Origin of the sequence: Parafannyhessea umbonata (assembly GCF_900105025.1) — a bacterium.
GTDB classification, from domain to species: Bacteria; Actinomycetota; Coriobacteriia; order Coriobacteriales; family Atopobiaceae; genus Parafannyhessea; species Parafannyhessea umbonata.
In genome coordinates this window covers 1,542,509-1,563,488 of record NZ_LT629759.1, presented here as the reverse complement: position 1 = coordinate 1,563,488, position 20,980 = coordinate 1,542,509, and the positions used below count along the sequence as shown (strand labels likewise).

At 65.4% G+C, this 20,980-nt stretch carries 22 protein-coding genes; 18 read left to right on the top strand and 4 right to left on the bottom strand.

What is annotated here, in order from left to right; genetic code table 11:
• Positions 1 to 18: 18 nt before the first annotated feature.
• Positions 19 to 1,164, top strand: a complete 1,146-nt coding sequence (locus BLT96_RS07055; protein WP_090863007.1) for an aminotransferase class V-fold PLP-dependent enzyme — start codon at positions 19 to 21, stop codon at positions 1,162 to 1,164.
• A gap of 68 nt (positions 1,165 to 1,232) precedes the next feature.
• Here BLT96_RS07055 and BLT96_RS07050 read toward each other — a convergent pair whose 3' ends face one another.
• Positions 1,233 to 1,898, bottom strand: coding sequence for a TetR/AcrR family transcriptional regulator (locus BLT96_RS07050; RefSeq protein WP_157692189.1), 666 nt, complete (start codon positions 1,896 to 1,898; stop codon positions 1,233 to 1,235).
• Between the two features lie 337 nt (positions 1,899 to 2,235).
• On the opposite strand from BLT96_RS07050, the gene BLT96_RS07045 reads away from it, so the two are divergent.
• Positions 2,236 to 3,132, top strand: a complete 897-nt coding sequence (locus BLT96_RS07045; protein WP_090862999.1) for a selenium metabolism-associated LysR family transcriptional regulator — start codon at positions 2,236 to 2,238, stop codon at positions 3,130 to 3,132.
• A 66-nt stretch (positions 3,133 to 3,198) separates the two neighbouring features.
• Positions 3,199 to 3,636 (top strand): hypothetical protein, encoded by a 438-nt coding sequence (locus tag BLT96_RS07040; protein WP_090862996.1) that lies wholly within the window; start codon positions 3,199 to 3,201, stop codon positions 3,634 to 3,636.
• Here BLT96_RS07040 and BLT96_RS07035 read toward each other — a convergent pair whose 3' ends face one another.
• Positions 3,637 to 4,917, bottom strand: a complete 1,281-nt coding sequence (locus tag BLT96_RS07035) for an AraC family transcriptional regulator (RefSeq protein WP_090862993.1) — start codon at positions 4,915 to 4,917, stop codon at positions 3,637 to 3,639.
• Positions 4,918 to 5,076: 159 nt separating this feature from the next.
• Between BLT96_RS07035 and BLT96_RS07030 the strand changes: the two genes are divergently transcribed.
• The 6 genes from BLT96_RS07030 to BLT96_RS07005 all read left to right on the top strand — a co-directional run bounded on the left by BLT96_RS07030 (position 5,077) and on the right by BLT96_RS07005 (position 9,019).
• Positions 5,077 to 5,502 (top strand): PTS sugar transporter subunit IIA, encoded by a 426-nt coding sequence (locus BLT96_RS07030; RefSeq protein ID WP_090845889.1) that lies wholly within the window; start codon positions 5,077 to 5,079, stop codon positions 5,500 to 5,502.
• A gap of 180 nt (positions 5,503 to 5,682) precedes the next feature.
• Complete coding sequence (locus BLT96_RS07025; RefSeq protein WP_090845891.1) at positions 5,683 to 6,180, top strand: PTS sugar transporter subunit IIB; 498 nt, start codon at positions 5,683 to 5,685, stop codon at positions 6,178 to 6,180.
• Positions 6,181 to 6,216: 36 nt separating this feature from the next.
• Positions 6,217 to 7,089: a PTS mannose/fructose/sorbose/N-acetylgalactosamine transporter subunit IIC gene (locus BLT96_RS07020; protein WP_090862990.1), complete on the top strand. Its 873-nt coding sequence runs from the start codon at positions 6,217 to 6,219 to the stop codon at positions 7,087 to 7,089.
• Positions 7,089 to 7,922: a PTS system mannose/fructose/sorbose family transporter subunit IID gene (locus BLT96_RS07015; protein ID WP_090845895.1), complete on the top strand. Its 834-nt coding sequence runs from the start codon at positions 7,089 to 7,091 to the stop codon at positions 7,920 to 7,922. Before BLT96_RS07020 ends, BLT96_RS07015 begins: the two co-directional genes overlap by 1 nt.
• A 203-nt stretch (positions 7,923 to 8,125) precedes the next feature.
• Complete coding sequence (locus BLT96_RS07010; RefSeq protein WP_090862987.1) at positions 8,126 to 8,587, top strand: hypothetical protein; 462 nt, start codon at positions 8,126 to 8,128, stop codon at positions 8,585 to 8,587.
• Between the two features lie 63 nt (positions 8,588 to 8,650).
• Entirely contained in the window at positions 8,651 to 9,019 is a 369-nt protein-coding gene (locus BLT96_RS07005) for a nuclear transport factor 2 family protein (protein ID WP_090862984.1), read from the top strand.
• A gap of 45 nt (positions 9,020 to 9,064) precedes the next feature.
• Here the strand turns inward: BLT96_RS07005 and BLT96_RS07000 are convergent, their stop codons facing one another.
• Positions 9,065 to 9,964: a hypothetical protein gene (locus BLT96_RS07000; RefSeq protein ID WP_090862981.1), complete on the bottom strand. Its 900-nt coding sequence runs from the start codon at positions 9,962 to 9,964 to the stop codon at positions 9,065 to 9,067.
• Positions 9,965 to 10,155: 191 nt separating this feature from the next.
• Between BLT96_RS07000 and BLT96_RS06995 the strand changes: the two genes are divergently transcribed.
• On the top strand, positions 10,156 to 11,706 hold the full coding sequence (locus tag BLT96_RS06995) for a Wadjet anti-phage system protein JetD domain-containing protein (RefSeq protein ID WP_090862978.1): 1,551 nt from the start codon (positions 10,156 to 10,158) through the stop codon (positions 11,704 to 11,706).
• Positions 11,707 to 11,715: 9 nt separating this feature from the next.
• On the opposite strand, the gene BLT96_RS06990 is transcribed toward BLT96_RS06995, so the two are convergent.
• Positions 11,716 to 12,336 (bottom strand): C39 family peptidase, encoded by a 621-nt coding sequence (locus tag BLT96_RS06990; RefSeq protein WP_090862976.1) that lies wholly within the window; start codon positions 12,334 to 12,336, stop codon positions 11,716 to 11,718.
• 240 nt (positions 12,337 to 12,576) lie between these two features.
• On the opposite strand from BLT96_RS06990, the gene BLT96_RS06985 reads away from it, so the two are divergent.
• The 8 genes from BLT96_RS06985 (at position 12,577) to BLT96_RS06950 (ending at position 20,978) form a co-directional block, all read left to right on the top strand.
• Positions 12,577 to 13,419 carry an HAD family hydrolase gene (locus tag BLT96_RS06985; protein ID WP_090862973.1) on the top strand — a complete coding sequence of 281 codons (843 nt, stop codon included), beginning with the start codon at positions 12,577 to 12,579 and terminating at the stop codon, positions 13,417 to 13,419.
• A 102-nt stretch (positions 13,420 to 13,521) separates the two neighbouring features.
• A complete protein-coding gene (locus BLT96_RS06980; RefSeq protein ID WP_090845908.1) occupies positions 13,522 to 14,223 on the top strand; it encodes a hypothetical protein in 702 nt (233 codons plus the stop codon).
• Between the two features lie 9 nt (positions 14,224 to 14,232).
• Positions 14,233 to 16,176, top strand: a complete 1,944-nt coding sequence (locus BLT96_RS06975) for an ATP-binding cassette domain-containing protein (protein ID WP_090862970.1) — start codon at positions 14,233 to 14,235, stop codon at positions 16,174 to 16,176.
• A complete protein-coding gene (locus tag BLT96_RS06970; RefSeq protein WP_090862967.1) occupies positions 16,176 to 17,144 on the top strand; it encodes an ABC transporter permease in 969 nt (322 codons plus the stop codon). Before BLT96_RS06975 ends, BLT96_RS06970 begins: the two co-directional genes overlap by 1 nt.
• A 60-nt stretch (positions 17,145 to 17,204) precedes the next feature.
• Complete coding sequence (locus BLT96_RS06965) at positions 17,205 to 18,137, top strand: putative ABC transporter permease (RefSeq protein WP_090862964.1); 933 nt, start codon at positions 17,205 to 17,207, stop codon at positions 18,135 to 18,137.
• A 250-nt stretch (positions 18,138 to 18,387) separates the two neighbouring features.
• Positions 18,388 to 19,059: a response regulator transcription factor gene (locus tag BLT96_RS06960; RefSeq protein ID WP_157692188.1), complete on the top strand. Its 672-nt coding sequence runs from the start codon at positions 18,388 to 18,390 to the stop codon at positions 19,057 to 19,059.
• Entirely contained in the window at positions 19,049 to 20,320 is a 1,272-nt protein-coding gene (locus BLT96_RS06955) for a sensor histidine kinase (protein WP_090862959.1), read from the top strand. The genes BLT96_RS06960 and BLT96_RS06955 overlap by 11 nt, the downstream gene beginning before the upstream one ends.
• Positions 20,310 to 20,978, top strand: a complete 669-nt coding sequence (locus BLT96_RS06950; protein ID WP_090862956.1) for a GTP pyrophosphokinase — start codon at positions 20,310 to 20,312, stop codon at positions 20,976 to 20,978. Before BLT96_RS06955 ends, BLT96_RS06950 begins: the two co-directional genes overlap by 11 nt.
• Positions 20,979 to 20,980: the final 2 nt, after the last annotated feature.

Here is a 20,980-nt window from a genome sequence, read left to right as displayed (position 1 = left end):
GATAGGCTGGGTCGCAACATGATCTACCTTGACAACGCCGCCACGAGCATGATGCGTCCGCCCGAGGTCGTGGACGCCGTGGCACGCGCCCTCACGTCCATGGGCAACGCCTCGCGCGGTGCCCACGCAGAGTCCCTTGCGGCCTCGCGCACAGACTTCGTCTGCCGCAGGCAGCTCGCGAGCCTATTCGGCGTGTCGGACCCGCAGCGCGTGTGCTTCGCCGCGAACTCGACCGAGGCACTCAACATCGCCCTCATGGGTCTTGCCAACCCCGGCGACCACGTCATATCGACAGATCTCGAGCACAACTCCGTGCTGAGGCCGCTCTACCGCCTGCAGGCGGAGCGTGACGTCGAGGTCGACTTCGTCCCCGCGAACAGGGAGGGCGTGCTCGACTACGGTGCCTTCGCTCGTCTCGTAAGGAGAAACACGCGCCTCGTCGTCGTGAACCACGCCTCGAACGTCACGGGCAACCTCGTGGACATCGAGCGCATCGGGAGGTTCTGCCGCGAGAGGGGACTGGTGCTTGTCGTCGACGCGTCCCAGACTGCCGGCACCGTGCCCATAGACATGGAGTCCGCCGGCATCGGCGTCCTGTGCTTCACGGGCCACAAGGGGCTCATGGGGCCACAGGGCACGGGCGGGCTGTGCGTCGCGGAGGGCGTCGAGATCAGGCCGTGGAAGGTGGGCGGCACGGGCGTTCTCTCGTATCTGCACACGCAGCCCGAGGCATACCCGACGCGCCTCGAGGCGGGCACGCTGAACTCGCACGGCATAGCCGGCCTCTCGGCAGCGCTCGACTTCATCGAGCGAACGGGAATGGACGTGATAGCGTCCCACGAGCGCGCGCTGATGCTCCGGTTCCTTGAGCGGGTGCGTGACGTGGAGGGCGTGACCCTGTACGGGGACGTCGTGCGGGATCCCGTGCCGCAGCGGGCGGCCATCGTTGCGCTCAACGTGAGGGACTACGACTCCGCGGCGGTGTCGGACGAGCTCGCGACCACCTACGACATCGCGACGCGTCCTGGCGCCCATTGCGCTCCGCGCATGCACGAGGCACTTGGCACAAGGGAGCAGGGCGTCGTGCGCTTCAGCTTCGGGTGGTTCAATACGGAGGAAGACGTGGACGCTGCCGCGGACGCCATCCAGGCGATTGCGAGCTAGAAAGGCAGAAAAGGGACCCCGCGGCAACGTTGCGCCACGGGGTCCCTGCTCTTCTCGGCGTGCCTTCGCTACCTATCCGCGCTGTGGTGCGTCAGGAACCTGAGCCCTCTCATGAACTTCTCTCTTAGCGCGTCGCGGTCCTTCTCGTCGTCAAGCGGCTCTGCCCTCTCAAGGCAGGTGCGGAAGTAGCTTATGGTGACGTCGTTCAAGAGGGCCGTCTTGTCCTGCGAGTAGCCGAGCTTCTTGGCGTAGGGCTCCAGGACGGTCATGTTGCGGGCCGCCAGGTCGCCGGAGAGGACCATCTTCAGGACGCTGCCGCTGATGTTGCTCAGCTGCCTGGGATAGATGGTGTAGTACTCCTTCACGAGCTCGTCGAGCCGCGAGGTGTCACCCTCGAAGAAGAGCCGCTTGAAGACGAGGGGGTGCCTGAACGTGTGACGGCAGAACACCTCCCAGGTGCGATAGTACCTGGACTCCTCGTCCTCGTTCTCGTCGACCTTCAACACGAGATCCTTGCAGTAGTCCTCCAGGTAGCTGACGGCAGCGAGGGTCAGGAGCTCGTCAAGGTCCGCAAAGTACAGGTAGAGCATCGCGCTGCTGCAACCGACCTTGTTCGCGACCTTCCTGATCGAGACCGCATCGATCCCGGACTCGTCAATGAGTTCTCTTGTCGCGTTAATGAACGATGCGGCGATCGCCGTGCGCTCCTCCTCTGTGTATTTTGACCTTCCCAAGGCGCCTCCTCCGTCTGACACAGTTGAGGTACGTCTGTCTGCGAATCGCTTATACACATTCAAATATCTAATAGTCTGGATGCTGAGAGCCACTATACCAAGAACTGAGTTCCGTTTAGCGTAGGAATTATTGACTGAACGTGATAATACTTCAAGAATCTAATCGCGATAGAATTTCTCAATGAGCCTATCGCACTCATGGATTGCGACTATGGTCTCGATGGCGAAGGCGCTTCGTGCAGGCAGGGCTCTGGGAGATTCGCCCCGAGTGGGTCGCCCTCAGCGTGCGCTATGATGGCCGCATCGCGGCCGATCAAGACTAGATTGGTAGGCAAGCATGGATTTCAAGCAGCTGCAGTCCCTCATAACCGTCGCCCGGTACGAGAGCTTCACGAAGGCGGCGACCAGGCTGGGCGTGTCCCAGCCCACCGTCTCTACGCACATCCGCATGCTCGAGGAGGAGCTTGGCGTGCCGCTCGTGCTGCGCACGTCCAAGCGTGTCGAGCTCACGCCCAAGGGCAGGAAGGTGTTTGACCAGGCCGTGAGCATCCTCTCCATGCGCGACCGCATGGTGGAGGAGGGCACCGCGCGCGAGAAGAACACCGTCTACCTTGGCGCCTCTTCCGTACCCTCGGCCTATGTGCTGCCCTCGATCCTGAGCGGGTACTCCAAGAGTCACCCGAACGTGAGCTTCAATATCTATCAGGGGGACTCGCGGGACGTTGTGAGCGGGCTTACCGAGGGCGTGTACGACGTGGGGCTCATCGGCATGCCGGCGGACGAGGAGTCGCTGCTGTGCACGTCGTTCACGCAGGACCGGTTGGTGCTCGTGACGCCGGCCACGGACGAGTACCGCATGGACGAGCCGGACGCGGCAGGCGTGCGTGACCTTCTCCTTAGGAGGAACGTCCTGCTCAGGCGCGAGGGCAGCGCGAGCCGCTCCGTGGTGGACCGGATCCTGGACGACCTTGGGATTGAGGAGTCGTTGATGCACGTGGGTGCGCGCATCAACGACCAGGAGACCATAAAGAACTTGGTGGAGAGCGGCCTGGGCGTCACGATAGTCTCCGAGCGCGCCGTGCGCGACCGCGTGCGGGAGGGGCGCCTGCTGTCGTACGAGATTCCGTCCGCCGCGTGCAAGCGGAGCCTCTACATCGCGCACCGCAAGGGGGACTTGGGCGAGGAGGTCGCGGGCTTCGTCTCGTACGTGCGCCTGAGCTTCGCCCGGGAGTAGGCCCTGGCCCTATAATGGGCAATGTCGCCCGCGCGGCAACCAGCCCACGCCTACCCAGGAGGCCGCATGCTCCCCGTCATCCTCATCGTGATCGCCGCCATCGTCACGCTCGTCGTGCTGTCCGCACAGCTTATGTGGGGCGTCCTGCTGGGACTCGTCGCCTCCGCCGCGCTGGCCGCGCTCTCGCTTGTTGGATACCGCAAGGTGTGTGCGGCGCGACCCACGGAGCGTGTGTGCCCGGAGTGTGGCAGCAAGAACGTCCGCCTGTGCGAGAAGGGCGCAGACCCCGCGGCCGCGAAGCCCGGCTTCTGGGACATCACCGGCGCCATCGGCAACGTGGGCTACGACCAGCTGGCCCAGTGCCGCACGTGCGGCCATGCCGAGCCGTACGTCACGCCGGAGGCCCTCGTGATGGCGCGCGAGGACTGCCGAAGGCGCCTCATGTTCTGGGCGGGCGTCACGGCGGTGTGCGCGCTCTTCTCGCTCTGGATGCTCCTGTTCTAGCTAGATGTCCTCCTCGTAGTCCGGGTTGCTCACGGCGATCCGGTACTGCTTTGGCGTGATGCCGGTCTCGTTCTTGAACGTGGTCGCGAAGTAGGGCTGGCTCGAAAATCCCAGGAGGTCGCTTATCTCGCTCAGCGAGTACTTGGTGTAGCGCAGCAGGCGCTTTGCCTCGTCCATGCGCCGGTAGCGCACGTACTGGTTGATGGTGAGGCCGGTCTCCCTCTTGAAGTGCTTCGTGAGGTAGGACGTGCTGCAGCCGATCCTGTGGCACATCTGCTCTATCGTGGGGACGTTTGCCAGGTCGTCCGCGATCATCTTGATGCATTCGCGCACCTCGGGGCCGATGCCCGTGGGCGTGCGCACGTCGTTCACCACGGTCGCGACGTCCATGAGCATCGCGTTCAGGAGGGTGGCTACCTCTGCCTCGGACTGCGCGTCCTCGCACTTGGCGACGTAGGCGGACAGCATCTGCAGGCCGAGCTTCAGGCCGATCCCGCCGGGTATGGCGCCATGGAGGAACGTCTCCGTCGCGTCGATGATGAACTCGTCCTTCGCCATGCGCAGGTTGCCGCTGCCCATGGTGGTTGAGAGCTCGTTCACGAGGTTGTCGAGGTACGACTGGCTGCCGAGGCCCGTCCAGATCTCGTCCACGGCGCCCTCGCGCACGAGGCGCGTGATGTCGTTGCGGATGAGCATGCTCTGCTCGATGCTGAAGCTGTCGCGCTGCTGCGACGCCATGCGGTGCACCTCGTTTATGGCTTCGTAGTCGGTTGCACCCACGAGTGCCTCCGCCCCGGGTACCATCGCGTTTGCCTGGAGGTACAGGAAGCCGCAAAGCGCGCAGAAGCGCTGGTACGTGTAGCGCGGAATCCTGGCCAGGATGGGTGCCACCTCCTCGCGGCGGCTGGTGGGGATGTCCGACAAGTTCATGAAGTGGTCGAGCACGAGACCGCTTCGACCCAGGGGAAACGTCGGGCCGATGATGAACTCGATTCCCAGCGGTATGTCGCGCACGTAGCCGTACATCGCATCGTCCGGGGTGGAGTACGTCGTGTACGGCCTGGACTGTGCCCGCACGATCGGCAGGACGCGGGCATCGGGCATCACGTCGCCGGGAAGGCCGACGCAGCAGATGCGCTCCTCTCCGTACCAGCCGGCAATCGGAATTCCGTGAGAGCCATAGAAGAGCTGGCACAGGAAGGGCACGATCTGGGCCACGGGATGCTGGCTGTCCGGGGTGGGATCGGAAACGTTACCAGAAACGTTGTCATAAACATTCATACTTTATCCGTCTAGTGCAATTTTGAGAATGAAGCAAAAATTATAAAACTATGGCAAAAACAGTATTACACAAAACTGGTCGACCGTGATAATCGAATGTGTCGAGCGGGCGGACTAACGTGCCATGAGGGCACATTGCCCCAGTTGAGAGGGATAGCAATGAGGTATCTTGTTCTCGTCAGCCATGGTACGTTTGCACAGGGACTCCACTCCGTCCTCAAGATGCTCGCTGGCGATCGTGAAGAAGTGCTCAGCTGCTCCCTCAAGGATGGTGAGGGTGCGGACGAGTACGTCGCAGAGCTGAAGCAGACCATATCGGTCATCGGCGACGGCGACTCCGTGTTCCTTTTCGGCGACATCATCGGTGGGTCGCCCCTCACCAACGCCATCAACGCCATCACCGAGGCGGGGCTCCTGCCCAGGACCCGCATCTTCGGTGGCGTGAACCTGCCGGCCGTCCTCACGGCGGCGCTCAGCCCCGAGGCCGACGACGACTCCCTTGCCGCCGACGTCGTGAGCGAGGGCGTGGCTGCCCTGCAGGAGTTCAAGGTCGCCGTGGAGGACGACGACGAGGACGACCTCTAGCCATTCAATCCAATTTCCACTTCCTAGGGGAGAAGTGCCCCTGCCATAGTCGCAGGTCCTTCTCGCCAGACATGCTGACGGCCTGACCGTCTGATTGCGCTTACCAAAGTGGCACGACCAGACCCCCTTGCGGGGGCCTGTGGGGGAACTGTACGCAAGTTTTGAAAGGGGAGAGTAGGTATGATTTCGTTCGTGCGCGTAGATGACCGTATGATCCATGGCCAGACGGTAACCAGGTGGTCCCTGGAGTATCCGTGCGACGGCATCATCGCCGTCAACGATGCGGCCGCGACCAACCCGGTGCTGAAGGCCGCCTACAAGGGCGCCGCACCCGAGAAGAAGATCTTCGTCTGGACGATGGAGCACTTCCTCGCCAAGGCCCAGAAGGTTCTCGATTCTGACTCCAAGTACTTCCTCATCACCAAGAACCCCATCGACATGAAGAAGATTCTCGTCGACAACAAGTTCGTGCCCTCCGACGTCAAGCGCGTCATCATCGGGCCGTGCAACGACCGTCCCGGCGCCGTCAAGCTGGGCAACAACCAGTCCATCACCCAGGAGGAGGCACAGGCCCTGGAGGACATCACGAAGGCTGGTTACACCGTGGAGTTCGCGCTGATCAAGGAGAAGTCCATCGGCGAGTGGCCGAAGTTCCGCGATCAGTTCGACCTTAAGTAAGGGTTCATCCTAGACACGAAGGGCAGAGTGACACGCATGACCATTAACGTGTTCCAAGCCGCTTTGCTGGGCATCTTCGCCTGCCTGGCATCGCTTCCCGGTATGGGCGGCACCACGATCGGTAACTACACCCTCGGACGCCCCCTCGTCGGCGGTCTCGTCGTCGGCATCATCCTCGGCAACGTCCAGCTGGGCATCATCGTCGGCGCGGCGATCCAGCTCGTCTACATCGCGCTCGTGACCCCGGGCGGAACGGTCTCCGCCGACGTTCGTGCCGTCACCTACATCGGCATCCCGCTGTCCATCCTCGCCATCCAGGCGCAGGGCCTCGACCCCAACTCCGCCGCCGCCGCAGGCCTCGCCGCTTCGCTCGGCGCCGCAGTCGGCACCCTCGGAACCGTCCTCTTCTATGGCACCGCGACCATCAACCTGGTTTGGCAGGGCATTGGTTGGAAGGCCATGGAGTCCGGCAACTGGGAGAAGATCAAGAAGACCATTCCGATGGTCGACTTCGTCCTGCCCTGGATCGGTCACATCCTGTTCTCGTTCCTCCCGACGTTCGTGATCTGCCTCGCCGGCGCCCCCATGGTCCAGGCCATGAAGGAGTTCCTGCCCATGGACGGCATCGCGATGAAGACGCTGTTCACCGTCGGCTCGCTCCTTCCCGCCGTCGGTGTCGCGATCCTGTGCAAGCAGGTCATCAACAAGCCGCTCGACTGGGTCGTCTTCGGCTTCGGCTTCACGCTCGCTGCCGTCATGAAGTGCAACCTGATCGCGTCCGCGCTGATCGCGGTGTTCTTCGCTCTTATCAACTACGAGATCCAGCAGGTCAAGACTGCCAGGCCCGCGATCGCCGAGGGCTCTGCTGCCGCTGCTGCTGACGACGACGAGGAAGATGAGGACATCTAATGGCTGAGAAGAAGAAGATTTCCCAAGCGACGCTCAAGAAGAGCTTCCGCAACTGGGCATACGGCAACCTTACCTGCTTCTCGCAGGAGCACATGCAGACGTTCGGCTACCTCGCCGCAATGCTTCCCGTGGTCGACGAGCTGTATGACAACGACGAGGACAAGGTGAACTCCCTCAGGACCTACACCACGTTCTTCAACACCGAGCCCCAGATCGGCACGCTGGTCGTCGGTCTGACCGCAGGCCTCGAGGAGGCGCGCGCCAACGGCGAGCCCCTGGACGACGAGACCATCAATGGCATCCGCGCCGGCCTCATGGGACCGCTTGCCGGCCTTGGCGACTCCATCATCGTCGGCACGTTCATCCCCATCCTCCTGGGCATCGCCCTCGGTCTCTCCACCGGTGGCTCCGTGCTCGGCCCCCTGTTCTACATCGTCGCCTGGAACGTCGCGATGTACTTCGGCATGAAGTATGCGTACAACCAGGGCTACACCATGGGCGGCGCCGCCGTCGAGGCACTCGTCGGTCCGCAGTCCGCGGCGCTCCGTAGCTCCATCGTCATGGTCGGCACCATGGTCATCGGTGCCGTTGCGGCTACGTGGATCAACATCACGACTGCGCTCCAGGTCACGTTCACGAAGGACAGCGCGTTCGTCCTCCAGGACACGCTCGACGGCATCTTCCCGAAGGCCCTGAACTTCTTCTTCGTGTGGCTGTGCTGGTGGCTCATGACCAAGAAGAAGATCAGCCCGACCGTCGTCATGCTCATCCTCGTTGGCATCGCGTTCGTGGGCGTTCTCGTCGGCTTCTTCGACCCGAAGCTGAAGTACTAGAAACCAGGACCTGTCGTCCTAGGAACGTGCACTCTGGGATGAAGTGCGCGACGCAGGGCGAATCCCCCACAGGCGGCCGGCCTCCCGCAACCATGCGAGAGGCCGGCCTTGTCATGGGGTGCGCAAGATGGACGAAGCCCTCGAGTTCGTACAAGTCAGGCGTGGGCTATGCTTCCTGTATCCGATGTCTTCAGGGAGGACATATGAGCAAGAACGGTAAGAAGACGCAGCGTCCCACCTCGTCGGCGGACGCTCCCGAGCCAACCTATGCCGCGCCCCCGATGAGCGCAGAGAAGCGCCATGCCCTCATCCGGGAGGCGGACAGGCAGACGCAGGCAATCATGAGGCTCGAGGTGTACAAGCGAATAGGGTACTCGGTCGTGGCTGTGGGGGCGCTCATGGTGTACGCCCGCGTCTGGCAGAACGCGGCGACGTGGGTGCTCGTGCTTGGCATCGCCCTCATGGTGCTGGGTGCGCTCTTCTCGGCCGTTCTCTACAAGGGAATCAAGAACGCAAAGAAGAACGTCCGCCACATCCTCGAGGCGGCGGGCGTCGATCCAGACGCGGTGAGGACGAGGAAGTCCGCAAAGGCGGAGGCCAACACTGGCGACGACGCCGAGAAGGGCGAGGCGGACGAAAAGGACGGCGACTCGGACGAGCGATAGCGAGAGCGCTACCTGCGAATGGGAACGGTGGCTATCGATGCGATTGACTGGGAGGATAGAATCATGACCAACAAGGAGCTCGTGCTCGAGTTCTACGACAAGGTGTTCAACGCACATGACCTGAGCGACCTCGGGCGCTACATGCGCGAGGACTACAGGCAGCACAGTCCCGAGGTCGCCGATGGGCGAGAGGGCTTCCGTGCGTTTGCCGAGGGCTTCTTCCGGCTTGATCCGCACATGACCATCATGGCCGCGGCGGAGGATGGCGACAGGGTCTTCGTGTTCTTCCGCTGCGACTTCCGCGCGAACGGAGGCGCGGCGAAGGTGTGCGACATCTATCGCGTGGAAGACGGAATGCTCGCGGAGCACTGGGACGTGATTCAGCCGATCTCTGCGGACGATGCCTTCAACAACGGAAACGGTCACTTCTAGGCGTTGCCGTGACGCTGGCCGCCTCGTCTGCGCGCGCGACCCATCCTAGCTGCTGGAACTGTCGTCGGACTGGATGGGGTCTGGTATCTGGGTGCCCAGGAGCTGGATTTTCGAGCTCACGGTTGAGTCGGCCTCCTCGAACTTCTGGGTGTAGGTCGTGTAGCTCCCGGAGGGGTCGGTCGCGAGGCTGGCAAACGACTGGTACTCGGGGTAGAGATCCTGCAGCGTCTCGTAGGCGCTCTCGCAGTCGCTTGGCGGATCGGTGAGGTCGCGCATGATGTCGTCTATCTTGTCGTTGCCGTCCTCGATGCCGCTCACGTACCCCTGGTACTTCTCGCTTTCGTACAGCTTCTTGAGCGCGTCGTTGAAATCGCTCGCCTGGTAGGGGCTCGTCTCGTCGTCCCAGCCGCCGAAGATGGCGTCATGCCACACGCCCGAGGTGAGGTTGCACGCGGTCTCCGAGGTTACGGCGCCGCCCATCATGTACAGGTACACCTTGTTGAGGTTCGAGACGTACTCGTCGTGCACGCGGATGGCCTCTGCCTGCTCCTCCTGGCGCTTCTTCTCCGCAGCCTTCTTGCGCGCGACGGCCTCCTCGTGGGCGACCTGCTCGTTGTGTGAAACGACGGCATACCCGCCCCCAAGCAGGGCGACCACGGCCGCGATGACGACCGCGACGACCCTGGTGCGGAGGCGGTGCTTCCGCTCCGCCTCAGAGAGCGGCTTCTTCTCCTTGGGCTTTGCTGCCGGCGAGCTTGTGCCGGGGAAGGGCGGGGTTCCAGCGGGTGCCTTGGCCTCTTCTCGCCCTGCGCCGCCCGTTGCGTCTGCCTGGGCGGCGTCGCGCTCGTGCGGCACGTAGCCGACCTCGAAGACGCGGCCCGTGCTGGCCTTTGGCTTGGTGTCCCGGATGTCGGGGGCGTGGTCGTTTTCCGTGTTAGGGCACATGATTTCCTCCGTTCGTCTGGAAACGTGCGAGCACGAATGTCACTATTAGTGATATAGCGACCGCAGTGGACATAAATTCTGCGTCCTGATGGTCGCGTTGCATGTTTTTGATGAAATGGTGCGTGACCGCGCGGGGCAGAGGGTGCCAGGGTGCATCGCCTGCGCGTTGGGCGCATCGAAAGGACGAGACAATGGCTCGAAAGATGACGGGACGGGAACGGGACGATGCGGAGGCGCTGCGCGGCGTCTTGGTGCAGGAGCTTGGGCCTGCGGACAGGGGCTATGCGCCCGGTATCGCGAGTGCGCTCGTGCGGCTTCCCGACGGGCGGGCCACGGCGAAGGACGTGGAGCGCATCCTGGGCAAGTACAAGGTGAGCGCGAACGCCCTGAAGAAGATGATGCGCGCCGGCGTGCTAGTGCCCTGCGCGGATGAGGACGGCGCATACGACGTGCGCGTTCCCGCGACCGTGGCGGATGCCGACGAGGCTGCCGGGGAGGGCGCGGATGGCGCCGCGGACGCCACGGACGTTTTGGATGCGCCGGCGGACGCCCCTGCGCCTGAGGCTGCTGACGGCGCGGGCGGATCGCGCGAGGACGACGCGCCCGATGCCACGACGTCGGACGACGCCGCGGACGACGACACCGCGGACGGAGCGGGGGAGGCTGCTGACACCACGGAAGACCCCACGACCGAGGCTGCGGACGGCGCCGCCGGGACCGCCTCCCCAACGGACGTGCAGGCAGGTGCTGACGCGGGCGAGAAGGACGCGCCCGCCTCGCCTGAGGCGGCCGGCGAGGCCGAGGTCACGCCTTCCCCCGAGCCTGTGGACGCCCCGCGTTCCGGCAGGCCCGCGAGGCGCAGCGGCGCACGCCGCCGCGAGGCGCCGCGCCGCGACCTGAAGAAGGTGCCGTACGTGCGTCGCGGCGGCGACGCGGACGCGGAGGCGCGCCAGAAGATCGTGGCGCTGGACCCTCGCTTCTGGATGAACGGCTGGCTGCTTTCGCACCCCGGCGCCTTCACGATGTACGAGCATGAGCTCACGGCCATAAACGACGTGCTGACAGACGGGATGCTCCCCGGCGACATCACGCGGAGGCAGCTTGCCTACCAGATGGGCGGGGACGAGAAGTTCTTCGAGTACGGGAGCGACGGCTTCAGGCTGCTGCGCGCCATGGGCATGGAGGACGTCGTCCGCCACCGCCCCATGCCCAAGCCGGACCTGGTGTACCACGCGCCGCGCCGCCGCAAGCACATGCGCGTGCTCGTGACCGAGAACCTGGACCCCTACCTGGACGTTCACGACCTCATGTACGAGGACGGCCGCACGCAGATCCTGGGCGAGCGCGTGCACGCCGTGGTGCTGGGCGGCGGCACGCCCGTGCTTGAGCACAACCGGCTCTCGCTTTTGCTGGACACGCTGGGGGCGGACACGGTGGAGGTGCTCTACTGGGGCGACGTCGACCGCGCGGGCGTGGACCTCATGATGAAGCTCAGGGCAGAGCTGGGCGATAAGTACAAGTTCTCGCCCTTCTCGCCCGCATACCGGCTCATGGTGGACCGTGCGATGGAGCGCTTCCCGGATCCGACGGACAACGAGTCGACCGGCCAGGCGAACATCGACGTGCCGGACATGTCGCTGGTGTGCGAGGGGATGTCGGCCGAGGAGGCGGACTACGCGCGTGCCGTGGTGGAGTCGTGCGGGCTCGTCCCGCAGGAGATCCTGACGAAGCGCGACCTGTAGGCGCGGGCGCTACCGTGCCACGGAGACGCGGTACTGCTGGTGGTCGTTTCCCGCGAGCCACCGCTCCATCTGGTCGTCCGTGTAGCGCACGTTGTTGCAGAGCTGGCTGGGGCCAAGGGGGTCCTTCACCAGGAACGCGCCGTCCTCGTAGGCCCAGACGCACACGATGTGACCGTGCGGGTGCTGGATGCCACACGGGTCCAGCGGCTGCAGGGAGCCGTCCGCGTAGTGCCACGGGTGCGTGCCCTGGTGGTCCGAGCTCGACGCCCAGATGACGTCGCCCTGCGCGAGCGCCTGCCTGAACGCGTCCACGCTGCGCTCGATGGGGAAGGAGCGTATGCCAAACGTGCGCGCGTTGTACTCGTTCAGGAGCGTGCTCATGTTGCGTCCGCCCACCTTGCTCGCGCCCGCGTCGTCCATACCGTCCTTGCGGTAGCGCGCGAGCACGTCGCGGGGCGTGAGGTCCCGGTTTGTGAGCAGGTCGATGCACATGGCTGCGGAGCACAGCCCGCAGCCCGCGAGCTCGACGCTGAACTCCCAGTAAGGGAGGCCGGACCACTGTGCCCCCTCGCCGCCCGCGTACGCCTGCGGGAAGAAGAGCCTGCGTGCGCTCTCCTGCGGCATAAGCATGTGGAACCTCCCGGTGCCTGGTGTCAGGGCGGCGGCGGTGCTCGTGCCGCCGCGTGACGCGAACTCTTGCACACAACAGGGTAGCCATTTATGCGTCGGCATCCATGGCAAAGCGAAAACTTTCAGAAGTGTTGATGTTTGCGCAGAGGGCGATGCTATGGTCTTTGGCGGCGGCACTTCTCGCCCGGCGCCCGCGCGGTCGCCGCACCCCGGCGTCGCAACCCAAGCGAAAGGCAGAGCATGATCAAGCTGGTCCTGACGGACATGGACAACACCCTCATACCGTTTGGCGCGGAGCGCGTGAGCCCGCGCGCGATGGACGCCATTCGCGAGCTGCGCGCCGCCGGCGTGGAGTTTGGCCCCGCGACCGGCCGCGACACGCAGGAGCTGATGCGCTTCTTTGGCGGCGACGACTCCGCGTTCCAGACGGGCATACTCTCGAACGGCAAGAAGATCTACGTGGATGGCGAGCTTCGCCGCAAGAGCCTGATCGACAACGCCGCGCTGCAGCGCCTGAGCGATTACGTGCGCGGCTTCGAGCACTGCTTCGTGACCGCGTACCCGCTGGCAAACGACCAGACGAACCCGGCGTGGTGCATAGCGACCACGGAGGCGGACGCGGCGCCGTACGCTGAGCGCTTCAAGTTTGCGTGCACGCTGGCAGACGCGGTGCCCGAAGACGAGCTGATCGCCGCGACGGTCGCCTGTCCGCTGGGACAGGACGTGTTGGAGAAGATCAAGGCGGGCGGCATGGAGGCGTGTCCTGAGTTCGACCTCGTGCAGCCTGTGGACGCGTGGTGCGACGTGGTGCCGCGCGGCCTGAACAAGGGCACGGCGCTGCCGATGCTGCTGGACGCCATGGGGATATCCCAGGACGAGGTGGTGTTCTTTGGCGATGCGGAGAACGACCTGGCCCTGATGGGCGCGCTAGAGAACTCCGTCGCCGTGGCGAACGCGACGCCCGCCGCGGCCGCGGCGGCCCGCTACCACATTGGCCGCTGCGACGAGGACAGCGTGGCCGCGGCCCTGGAGGAGATTGCCTGCGCCACGCGCGAGGGCCGCACGCCTCGCTTCATGCTGTAGGGTCTGCCGGCGCGGCGTGTCCGGCGCGGGTGCTAAGATAGCCTAACGAGCGGGCGCCGGCACGCGGTGCCCCGTGGAGTCATCCGTTACGTGGAGGCGAGCATGGCCAAGCACCTCACCAACCTGGGCCTGGGGCGCGACGAGATTCCGCCGCAGGAGCCCCGTCCCGCCGCGGACCAGACGCGCCGCCGGCGCAGGCAGGCGATCCTGCTGGTGGTGCTTGCGCTGCTGGTTGCGTACCTGTTTGCGCTCGGCCGCAGCTACCTTGCCATACAGGACGGCATGATGGACGTGAACCAGGGCTACGACGCGCTGACGGCCGCCGCGCGCAAGGCGGACTACCCGGCCGCCATCAAGGCGTCCAAGAGCCTGACCGCCGCGATGGACAAGATACAGGAGCAGACGCAGCTGTGGGTGTGGGGCATCCCCGCGCGGCTTCCCGTGGTGGGCGACGACGTGCGTATGGGCCGCACGCTGGCCGCCGTGGGCAAGCGCTCGTGCGACGACGCCCTGATGCCCGTGTGCGACGGGCTCCAGAAGGTGGTTCCCGCTGACGGCTCGGGCATAGGTTCGGCAAAGGACCTGTCGAAGCTGCTCAAGAAGGTGGACAAGGCGCAAAAGATCACGAAGGACTGCGAGAAGCAGGTGCGCGCCGCGGGCGACGCCCACATATCGAGCCTGAACCACGCGCGTGACCGGCTGCTGAGCATACTTTCCGGCACGAACGACACGTACGAGAGCCTCCACGACGAGCTGACGCTGCTCAAGGGCGCAAGCGACATCGTGTCGATCATCACGAGCTAGCGGTGGGCCATGGGCAAGAAGAAGCTTGAGAGCGACTCCGAGGTCTACTGGGGCAAGCCAGAGCCTGAGCGCAAGCGGAAGAAGCACAAGAAGAAGGACAAGAAGGGCAAGGCCGCCAAGGGCGAGAAGGACGCGCGCCCGGGCGGCGACGCGCCGTCTGGCACCGACGCCACAGAGGCGCGCCCCGAAGGCATGGTGGAGGCCGCTGCGGGCCGCGACGCGCACGGCAGGCCTGGCAAGCCTGAAAAGGCTGGCAAGTCTGGTAGGCGCGGCAAGAAGCTGCGTGTGTACATTGACTACTCCACGCTGGCAAGGCCGCGCCAGACGGACGTCCCCGCGGAGCCCGGCGACGTGACGGTTGCGCTTCCGAAGGCGCGTGCGGCATCGGACGCTGCGGGCGAGGCGGCGGACGCCGCGGCCGCGGGCGAGCCAAAGGTCACGGTGGAGGCCCGGCCGGAGGACGAGGCTCTTCTCGCCCAGGGCGAGAAGAGCGCGCCGCAGCCGGCTGACGCCACCTCGGAAGACGACGCGCCTTCCGAGGGCGAGCGCGAGGAGCCCGCTGAGGACGCCGGCGAGGAGCCTGCGGACGGCGATGCCCCCGCGCAGAGCGTATCCCCGGCAGGTGACGCGCCGGCAGGAGACGCGGCGGCGGACGACTTGGTGGAGGCCGGCAGCGCCGAGCGGCCGAGCTACCACGACGCACTTTCCGCCCCGGGGCGCGACGAGGACGACACGGAGCTGGAGGAGGGCGAGATCGCCCAGCTCAAGGCACGCGCCGCGGCGGGGGACCGCGCGGCCATGCGCTCGCTGGGCAACCGCTACCAGGCGGGAAACGGCGTGCCGCAGAGCTACGACCTCATGCGCGAGTGGTGGGAGCGCGCCGCCCAGGCGGGCAACACCACGGCCATGTGGGACCTTGGCTACTACTACCTCATCGGCAAGTACCTGGACCAGGACGTGGACCGCGGCCTGGCGTGGTTCAGCCTCGCGATAGAGAACGGCAACGCCGACGCCGCGTTCCAGCTTGCGCTGTACTACGGCACGGGCATGTTCGTGGAGCAGGACTACGACCTTGCCCGGAAGCTCTTCGCACGTGCGCTGGAGCTTGGCCGCGAGGACGCCCGCGAGGAGATGGCGGAGTGCGAGCGCGCGCTTGCGGAGGGCTCGGAGCACGACGTTGCCGGCTCCGTGCGCGGCGGCAACATCGTGCTCGACCACGTGAGCCGCAACTTCGGGCGCAAGGTGGTTCTGGACGACATCACCCTCACCATCAAGGGCGGCGAGCTTGTGGCCATCGTGGGCAGCTCTGGCGGCGGCAAGTCCACGCTGGGCAGCATCATCCTGGGGACGCTGCGCCCGACGCACGGCCGCGTGGTGTTTGGCGGGCGCCTGGGCTTCGTGCCGCAGCGCAACCTCGTGCACGAGAACCTGACCGTGGCCCAGCAGCTGGACTTCTACGCACGTGCCGTGAAGCACCTGCCCCGGCAGAAGGCGCGCGAGCGTGTGGACCGCGTCGTGCGTGAGCTTGGCCTGCAGAAGGTGCGCCGCACCCTCATACGCAAGTGCTCGGGCGGCGAGAAGCGCCGCGTGTCCGTCGCGTGCGAGCTCCTCTCGTTCCCGGACGGCCTCGTGCTGGACGAGCCGACGAGCGGCCTGGACCCCGGGGACTCCGGCAACCTGGTGGCGGTGCTGCACAGCCTGGTCCACAACCGGCACATGACGGCGCTCGTGATCAACCACGACTACGAGAACATCCAGCTGTTCGACAAGATCTGCTTCCTCGCGCATGGCAAGGTCTGCTTCTATGGCACGCCGGTCAAGCTGTTCGAGTACTTCGACACCCGTTCCACGCGCGAGATATACACACTTATGGACAAGGACCCGTACCCGTTCATCAGGCGCTTCGAGGAGTGGCGTCGGGACCATCCGGACGAGCTGGGGGGCATCTGCTGATGAGCCTGAGCTTCTTTGGGCAGGTCGCCATGCTTGCCAGGGAGTCGTTCAACAAGAGGTCCGAGCTGATGATGGGCGCGTCCGCCCTCATCATCAGCTCGCTTGCGGCGTGGGTCATCCGCTACCGCATGTTCGACTACTACGAGAACGCGAAGGTGGGCTTCTTCATAGTGGTGTGCTGCTGCCTGTGGATGGGGCTCTTCGACTCCATCCTGTGCATCTGCGACGCGCGCGACGTGCTGGAGCGCGACAAGTTCTCGGGCCTCAACCCGTACAGCTTCGTGTTCGCGAACGTGGTGTGGCAGGCCGTGCACGCCCTTCTCCAGACGGGCGTCCTCTTTTGGATGACGACGTCGATCATCGAGTTTCCCATAGAGACGAAGGCGCTGCTTGCGCCCGCGATGCCGGAGTACCTGGTGACGCTCTTCCTGATTACGTTTGCGGCGCAGATGCTGGGGCTGGGGGTGTCGGCCATCGTGCGCACGTCGCAGCAGGCCCTGACCGTGGCGCCGTTCATCCTGATTTACGAGCTCATCATGTCCGAGACGCTGTTTGGCCTGCCCGACGCGGTGCGTCCCCTGCGCGAGACGACGATCGTGCGGTGGGGCCTTTCCGGCCTGGGCACGATCTTCGACATCGACATGCTGCCGTGGAAGGCGGAGACCTCGGTCAAGAAGATCATGAGGCAGGTGTCGTACCAGGTGACGGGCCAGGTGAACGGCGAGGTGAGCTCTTCTCCCGTGGGAGGGCTCCCCATACCGTTCTTCGACAAGCTCATAGCGCGCCTGCAGGACTACATCACGAACTTCCCGCTGAACCCCGGCGTGCTTGGCGTGAACCACAACCTGCCGGAGTACACGGCGACCGCCGCGTACCTGGGGCACGTGTGGACGGTGCTGGGCGTGCTGGCGCTGGCGGGAATCGTCCTTGCGCTGGTGGGCTTCCGCCGGACGGTGGAGATTCGCTAGCCTGGTCCGCGGCGGCGCCCGGCGGCGCGCGCCCGCGGCAGGAAGATAGGAGACGCAAGCATGTTCTGGTCACTCGTGAGCCTCCTGGTGCTCGCCCTCGTGGTGAGGGGGATCGTGTTCGCGGTCAGGTGGTTTGTCGCCTGGCTTGGTCGCGGCAAGCCCATCCAGCGCGCGGCGGAGGACCGCGAGCTGCCCCAGGAGGTTCGCGACGCGGCGCGGGAGCTGGACTACTACTATCGCCTGAAGGGCTATCGCGAGCTCATAGGCAAGCCGCTGAAGCTGTCTCGCGCCCAGCTGCACCTGCTTGCGCAGCGCGAGCGGGTCGTGCGCGACGACCGCGTGGACCACATGCGCATTGGCTGGTACCAGGTGGTCATCCTGTTCATCGTGGGCTCCGTGGGCGGGCTTCTGCTCGAGCAGCTGTGGATGTTCGTGACGCTGGGGCTTACGCAGGGGCGCTACGGCCTGGTATGGGGGCCTTTCTCGCCCCTGTATGGCGTGGGGGCCGTGCTGCTGACGCTGATATCGCTCCAGCTGCGCCGCAAGAAGGCGAAGTGGTGGATGGTCTTTCTGGTATCCATGGTCGTGGGAGGCCTGCTTGAGCAGCTGACCGGCTGGGGCATGGAGACGCTCATGGGCGCGGTGTCGTGGGACTACACGACCGTCCCCGGCTGCATCACGAAGTGGGTGGCGTGGCCGTTCTTGTTCTTCTGGGGCGCGCTGGGGCTTATCTGGGCAAACGTAATCACGCCGTGGCTTCTGGGGCTCATTGGCGAGCCCACCACGCGCCGGCAGGTGATCTTTGTGCTGATACTTGCGGCGTACCTGTCGCTGGACGTGTTCATGACGCTGGCGTGCTTCACGAGGCGCGCGGAGCGCGACCAGGGCATCCCGCCGAAGAACCAGTTCGAGGTGTGGGTGGACAAGAACTTCTCGAACCAGTTCATGTCTCACCGCTTCGAGAACATGGTGATCGAGGGGCACGGCAAGTAGGCCCGCGACGGCTGGCGGCATGGGTGCGTCGCGGGGGCAGCGTGGGGCCGGACGCGCCAAGACATGCCAAGCAGGATGTTTCAGCGGGCGTACAGCTATGTGCGCCCGCGTTTCATACGTGGGCATCGGCGAGCGGGCGCGCGGCGGCCCGCACGCGCTTATGGGTACCATAGCCATGCGGGGTGGCGTCCACACGGACGCTGGGCCCACCGCGATGCGGCGGGGCCGTCTGCGAGACGAAGGGACTTTCATGCGCGTACTGCTTGCGGAGGACAACGTGCGGCTTGGCCGTGCGACCGAGGTGATCCTGGAGAAGAACGGCCTTGCCGTGGAGGTGGCCCACGACGGCCTTGAGGCGCTGGATGCGCTCGACCGCGGGTACTTTGACGTCGCCGTGCTGGACATCATGATGCCGGGGCTTGACGGCCTCGAGGTGCTGCGACGCGTCCGTGCGGAGGGAAACGACGTTCCCGTGATACTGCTGACCGCGAAGACGCAGGTGGACGACAAGGTCGCCGGCTTGGCGGACGGCGCGGACGACTACATAACGAAGCCGTACGACAGTCGCGAGCTGGTGGCTCGCATTCGCGCCGCCGCGCGGCACAGGTCCGGCGCGTCGTCGAAGGTGCGCTTTGGCGACCTGGTGATAGAGGAGGACTCCTCCACGCTCACCACGCGCACGGCCTCCCTGGGCGTGAGCCAGCGCGAGGCCCAGATGGCGGCGCTTCTGGCCCATGCGGGCGGCAAGGCCGTGGACACGGACTGGCTGCGCGAGCGCGTATGGGACGGCGCCGCGCTCGAAGGCGAGGTGGAGCTGTACGCAAGCTACCTGAACGGCAAGCTGGACGCGTTGGGTTCCTGCGTGAAGGTCGAGGGGTCGGACCGCGACGGCTGGAGGATGGTCGAGACCGTTGGAGCGTAGGCTGCGCATACAGCTGACCCTGAGCGTGCTGGCCTCTCTTGTGGTGCTGCTGGGCGTCATGTTCCTGGGAACGTATATGACGCGCCGAGCACAGGTGGATGCGGACGCGGACAAGTCGATCGACACCATCGTCGAGGAGGGCGGAGAGCTCCCGAAGGACCTCTCCAGGTACTCGAACAGCAAGATCGAGGGCTTCTACGAGATGCGCTACCTGGTGACGCGGGTGGCGTCAGACGGCACGCTCGAGGAGACGAACCTCGACCACGTCGCGACGATCGACGAGGGCGAGGCACAGGCCATGGTGAGGCGCGCGCTCTCGCGCGGCGGCGACCGGGGCTACGTGGAAAAGTTCCGCTATGGCGTGAGGGCCGAGAAGGACGGGACGAAGGTCGTGGTTCTTCTCGACCGCGCGCGACAGCTGGAGGCGCTGAGCGCGAGCATCGCGTCCGAGCTGAAGATCTATGGCGCGGGCGTCGTGGTGGTGACCGTGATCTTCCTGCTGTTGTCGAAACGGATCGTGCAGCCCATCGTGCGCGCGCACGAGAGCCAGCGGCAGTTTGTGATCGACGCGGGGCACGACCTGCGCACGCCGCTTTCCATCATCAGCGCGGATGCGGACGTCCTGGCGATGGACGTGGGCGAGAGCGAGTGGATCGACGACATCAAGAGCCAGGTGGACGTGATGAGCGGACTGACGGAGAGCCTGATTGTGCTTTCACGCGCGTCCACCGCGAACGAGCGCGACGCCGGCGTGGTGAACCTTTCCGACGTGGTGGCGCGGGAGGTGCGCGGCTTCAAGTCGCGGCCGCTGACGGAGGGCCACCCGCTGGCGAGCGACGTGTGCGACGGCGTCTGCGTGCGGGGCAACGAACAGTACCTGCAGCGCATGGTCGGTGCGCTCATCGACAACGCACTGAAGTACTCCGTGGACGGCGGCCCCATCGAGGTGCGGCTGGAGCGGCACCTGCACCAGGCGGAGCTGAGCGTGAGGAACGCCACCGAGGGGGTGGACCCCAAGGAGGTGGGGCGCTGGTTTGGGAGGTTCTACCAGTCCGACAGGGCGAGGACCCACGAGGCGGGTGGCTATGGAATCGGGCTTTCCATGGTGGAGGCCGTTGCCCGTGCGCACGGCGGCAAGGCGCGCGCCGAGGCGGAGGCGGACGGAAGCTCCGTCACGATGGTCGTGACGCTGCCGACGACGCGAGACCCCACGCAGCGGACGCGGAGGCACGAGACCGAGGGAGGCAGCGATGAGCGCTGACGAGAAGAGCGCCGGCCGCGTGCTGGCCGGCAGATGCCATGCAGAGAGCGAGGCCGAGCTGGAGGGCTTCTATGGGAAGGACCTGCCGCGGCTGCGGGAGGGGCTTGAGCAGCTGAACGACCTGGCCGAGGGCTTTGCCTGCACGGAGGGCAACTCCGACGACCTGAGGCCCGTGGTGTACTACACCTCGCGCATAAAGTCGCCGGAGAGCCTGGTGGAGAAGGTGCGGCGCAAGGGCGGCGACGGATCGTCGCTCGCGGCCGCGATCGACGCGGACGTGCAGGACATCCTGGGTCTGAGGATTATCTGCGCGTTTGGGGACGACGTGTACGCCGCGGTGCGCTGGATCGAGAGCCAGCCCGAGGTCGAGGTGCTGCGCACGAAGGACTACATCAAGAACCCGAAGCCGAACGGCTACCGGAGCTATCACATGAACGTGAGGTTCACGAGCGGGGCGGCGGCGTTTCTCCCCTCGTGCGAGATCCAGATTCGCACCGTTGCCACGGACTTCTGGGCGACGCTTGAGCACAAGATGAAGTACAAGAAGTCCGTGAGGAACCAGGCCCTGCTGACGCAGGAGCTGAAGCGCTGCGCCGACGAGATCGCGAGTGTGGACCTGGACATGCAGACGCTGCGCGACGCCATCAGGCGGGCGTAGGG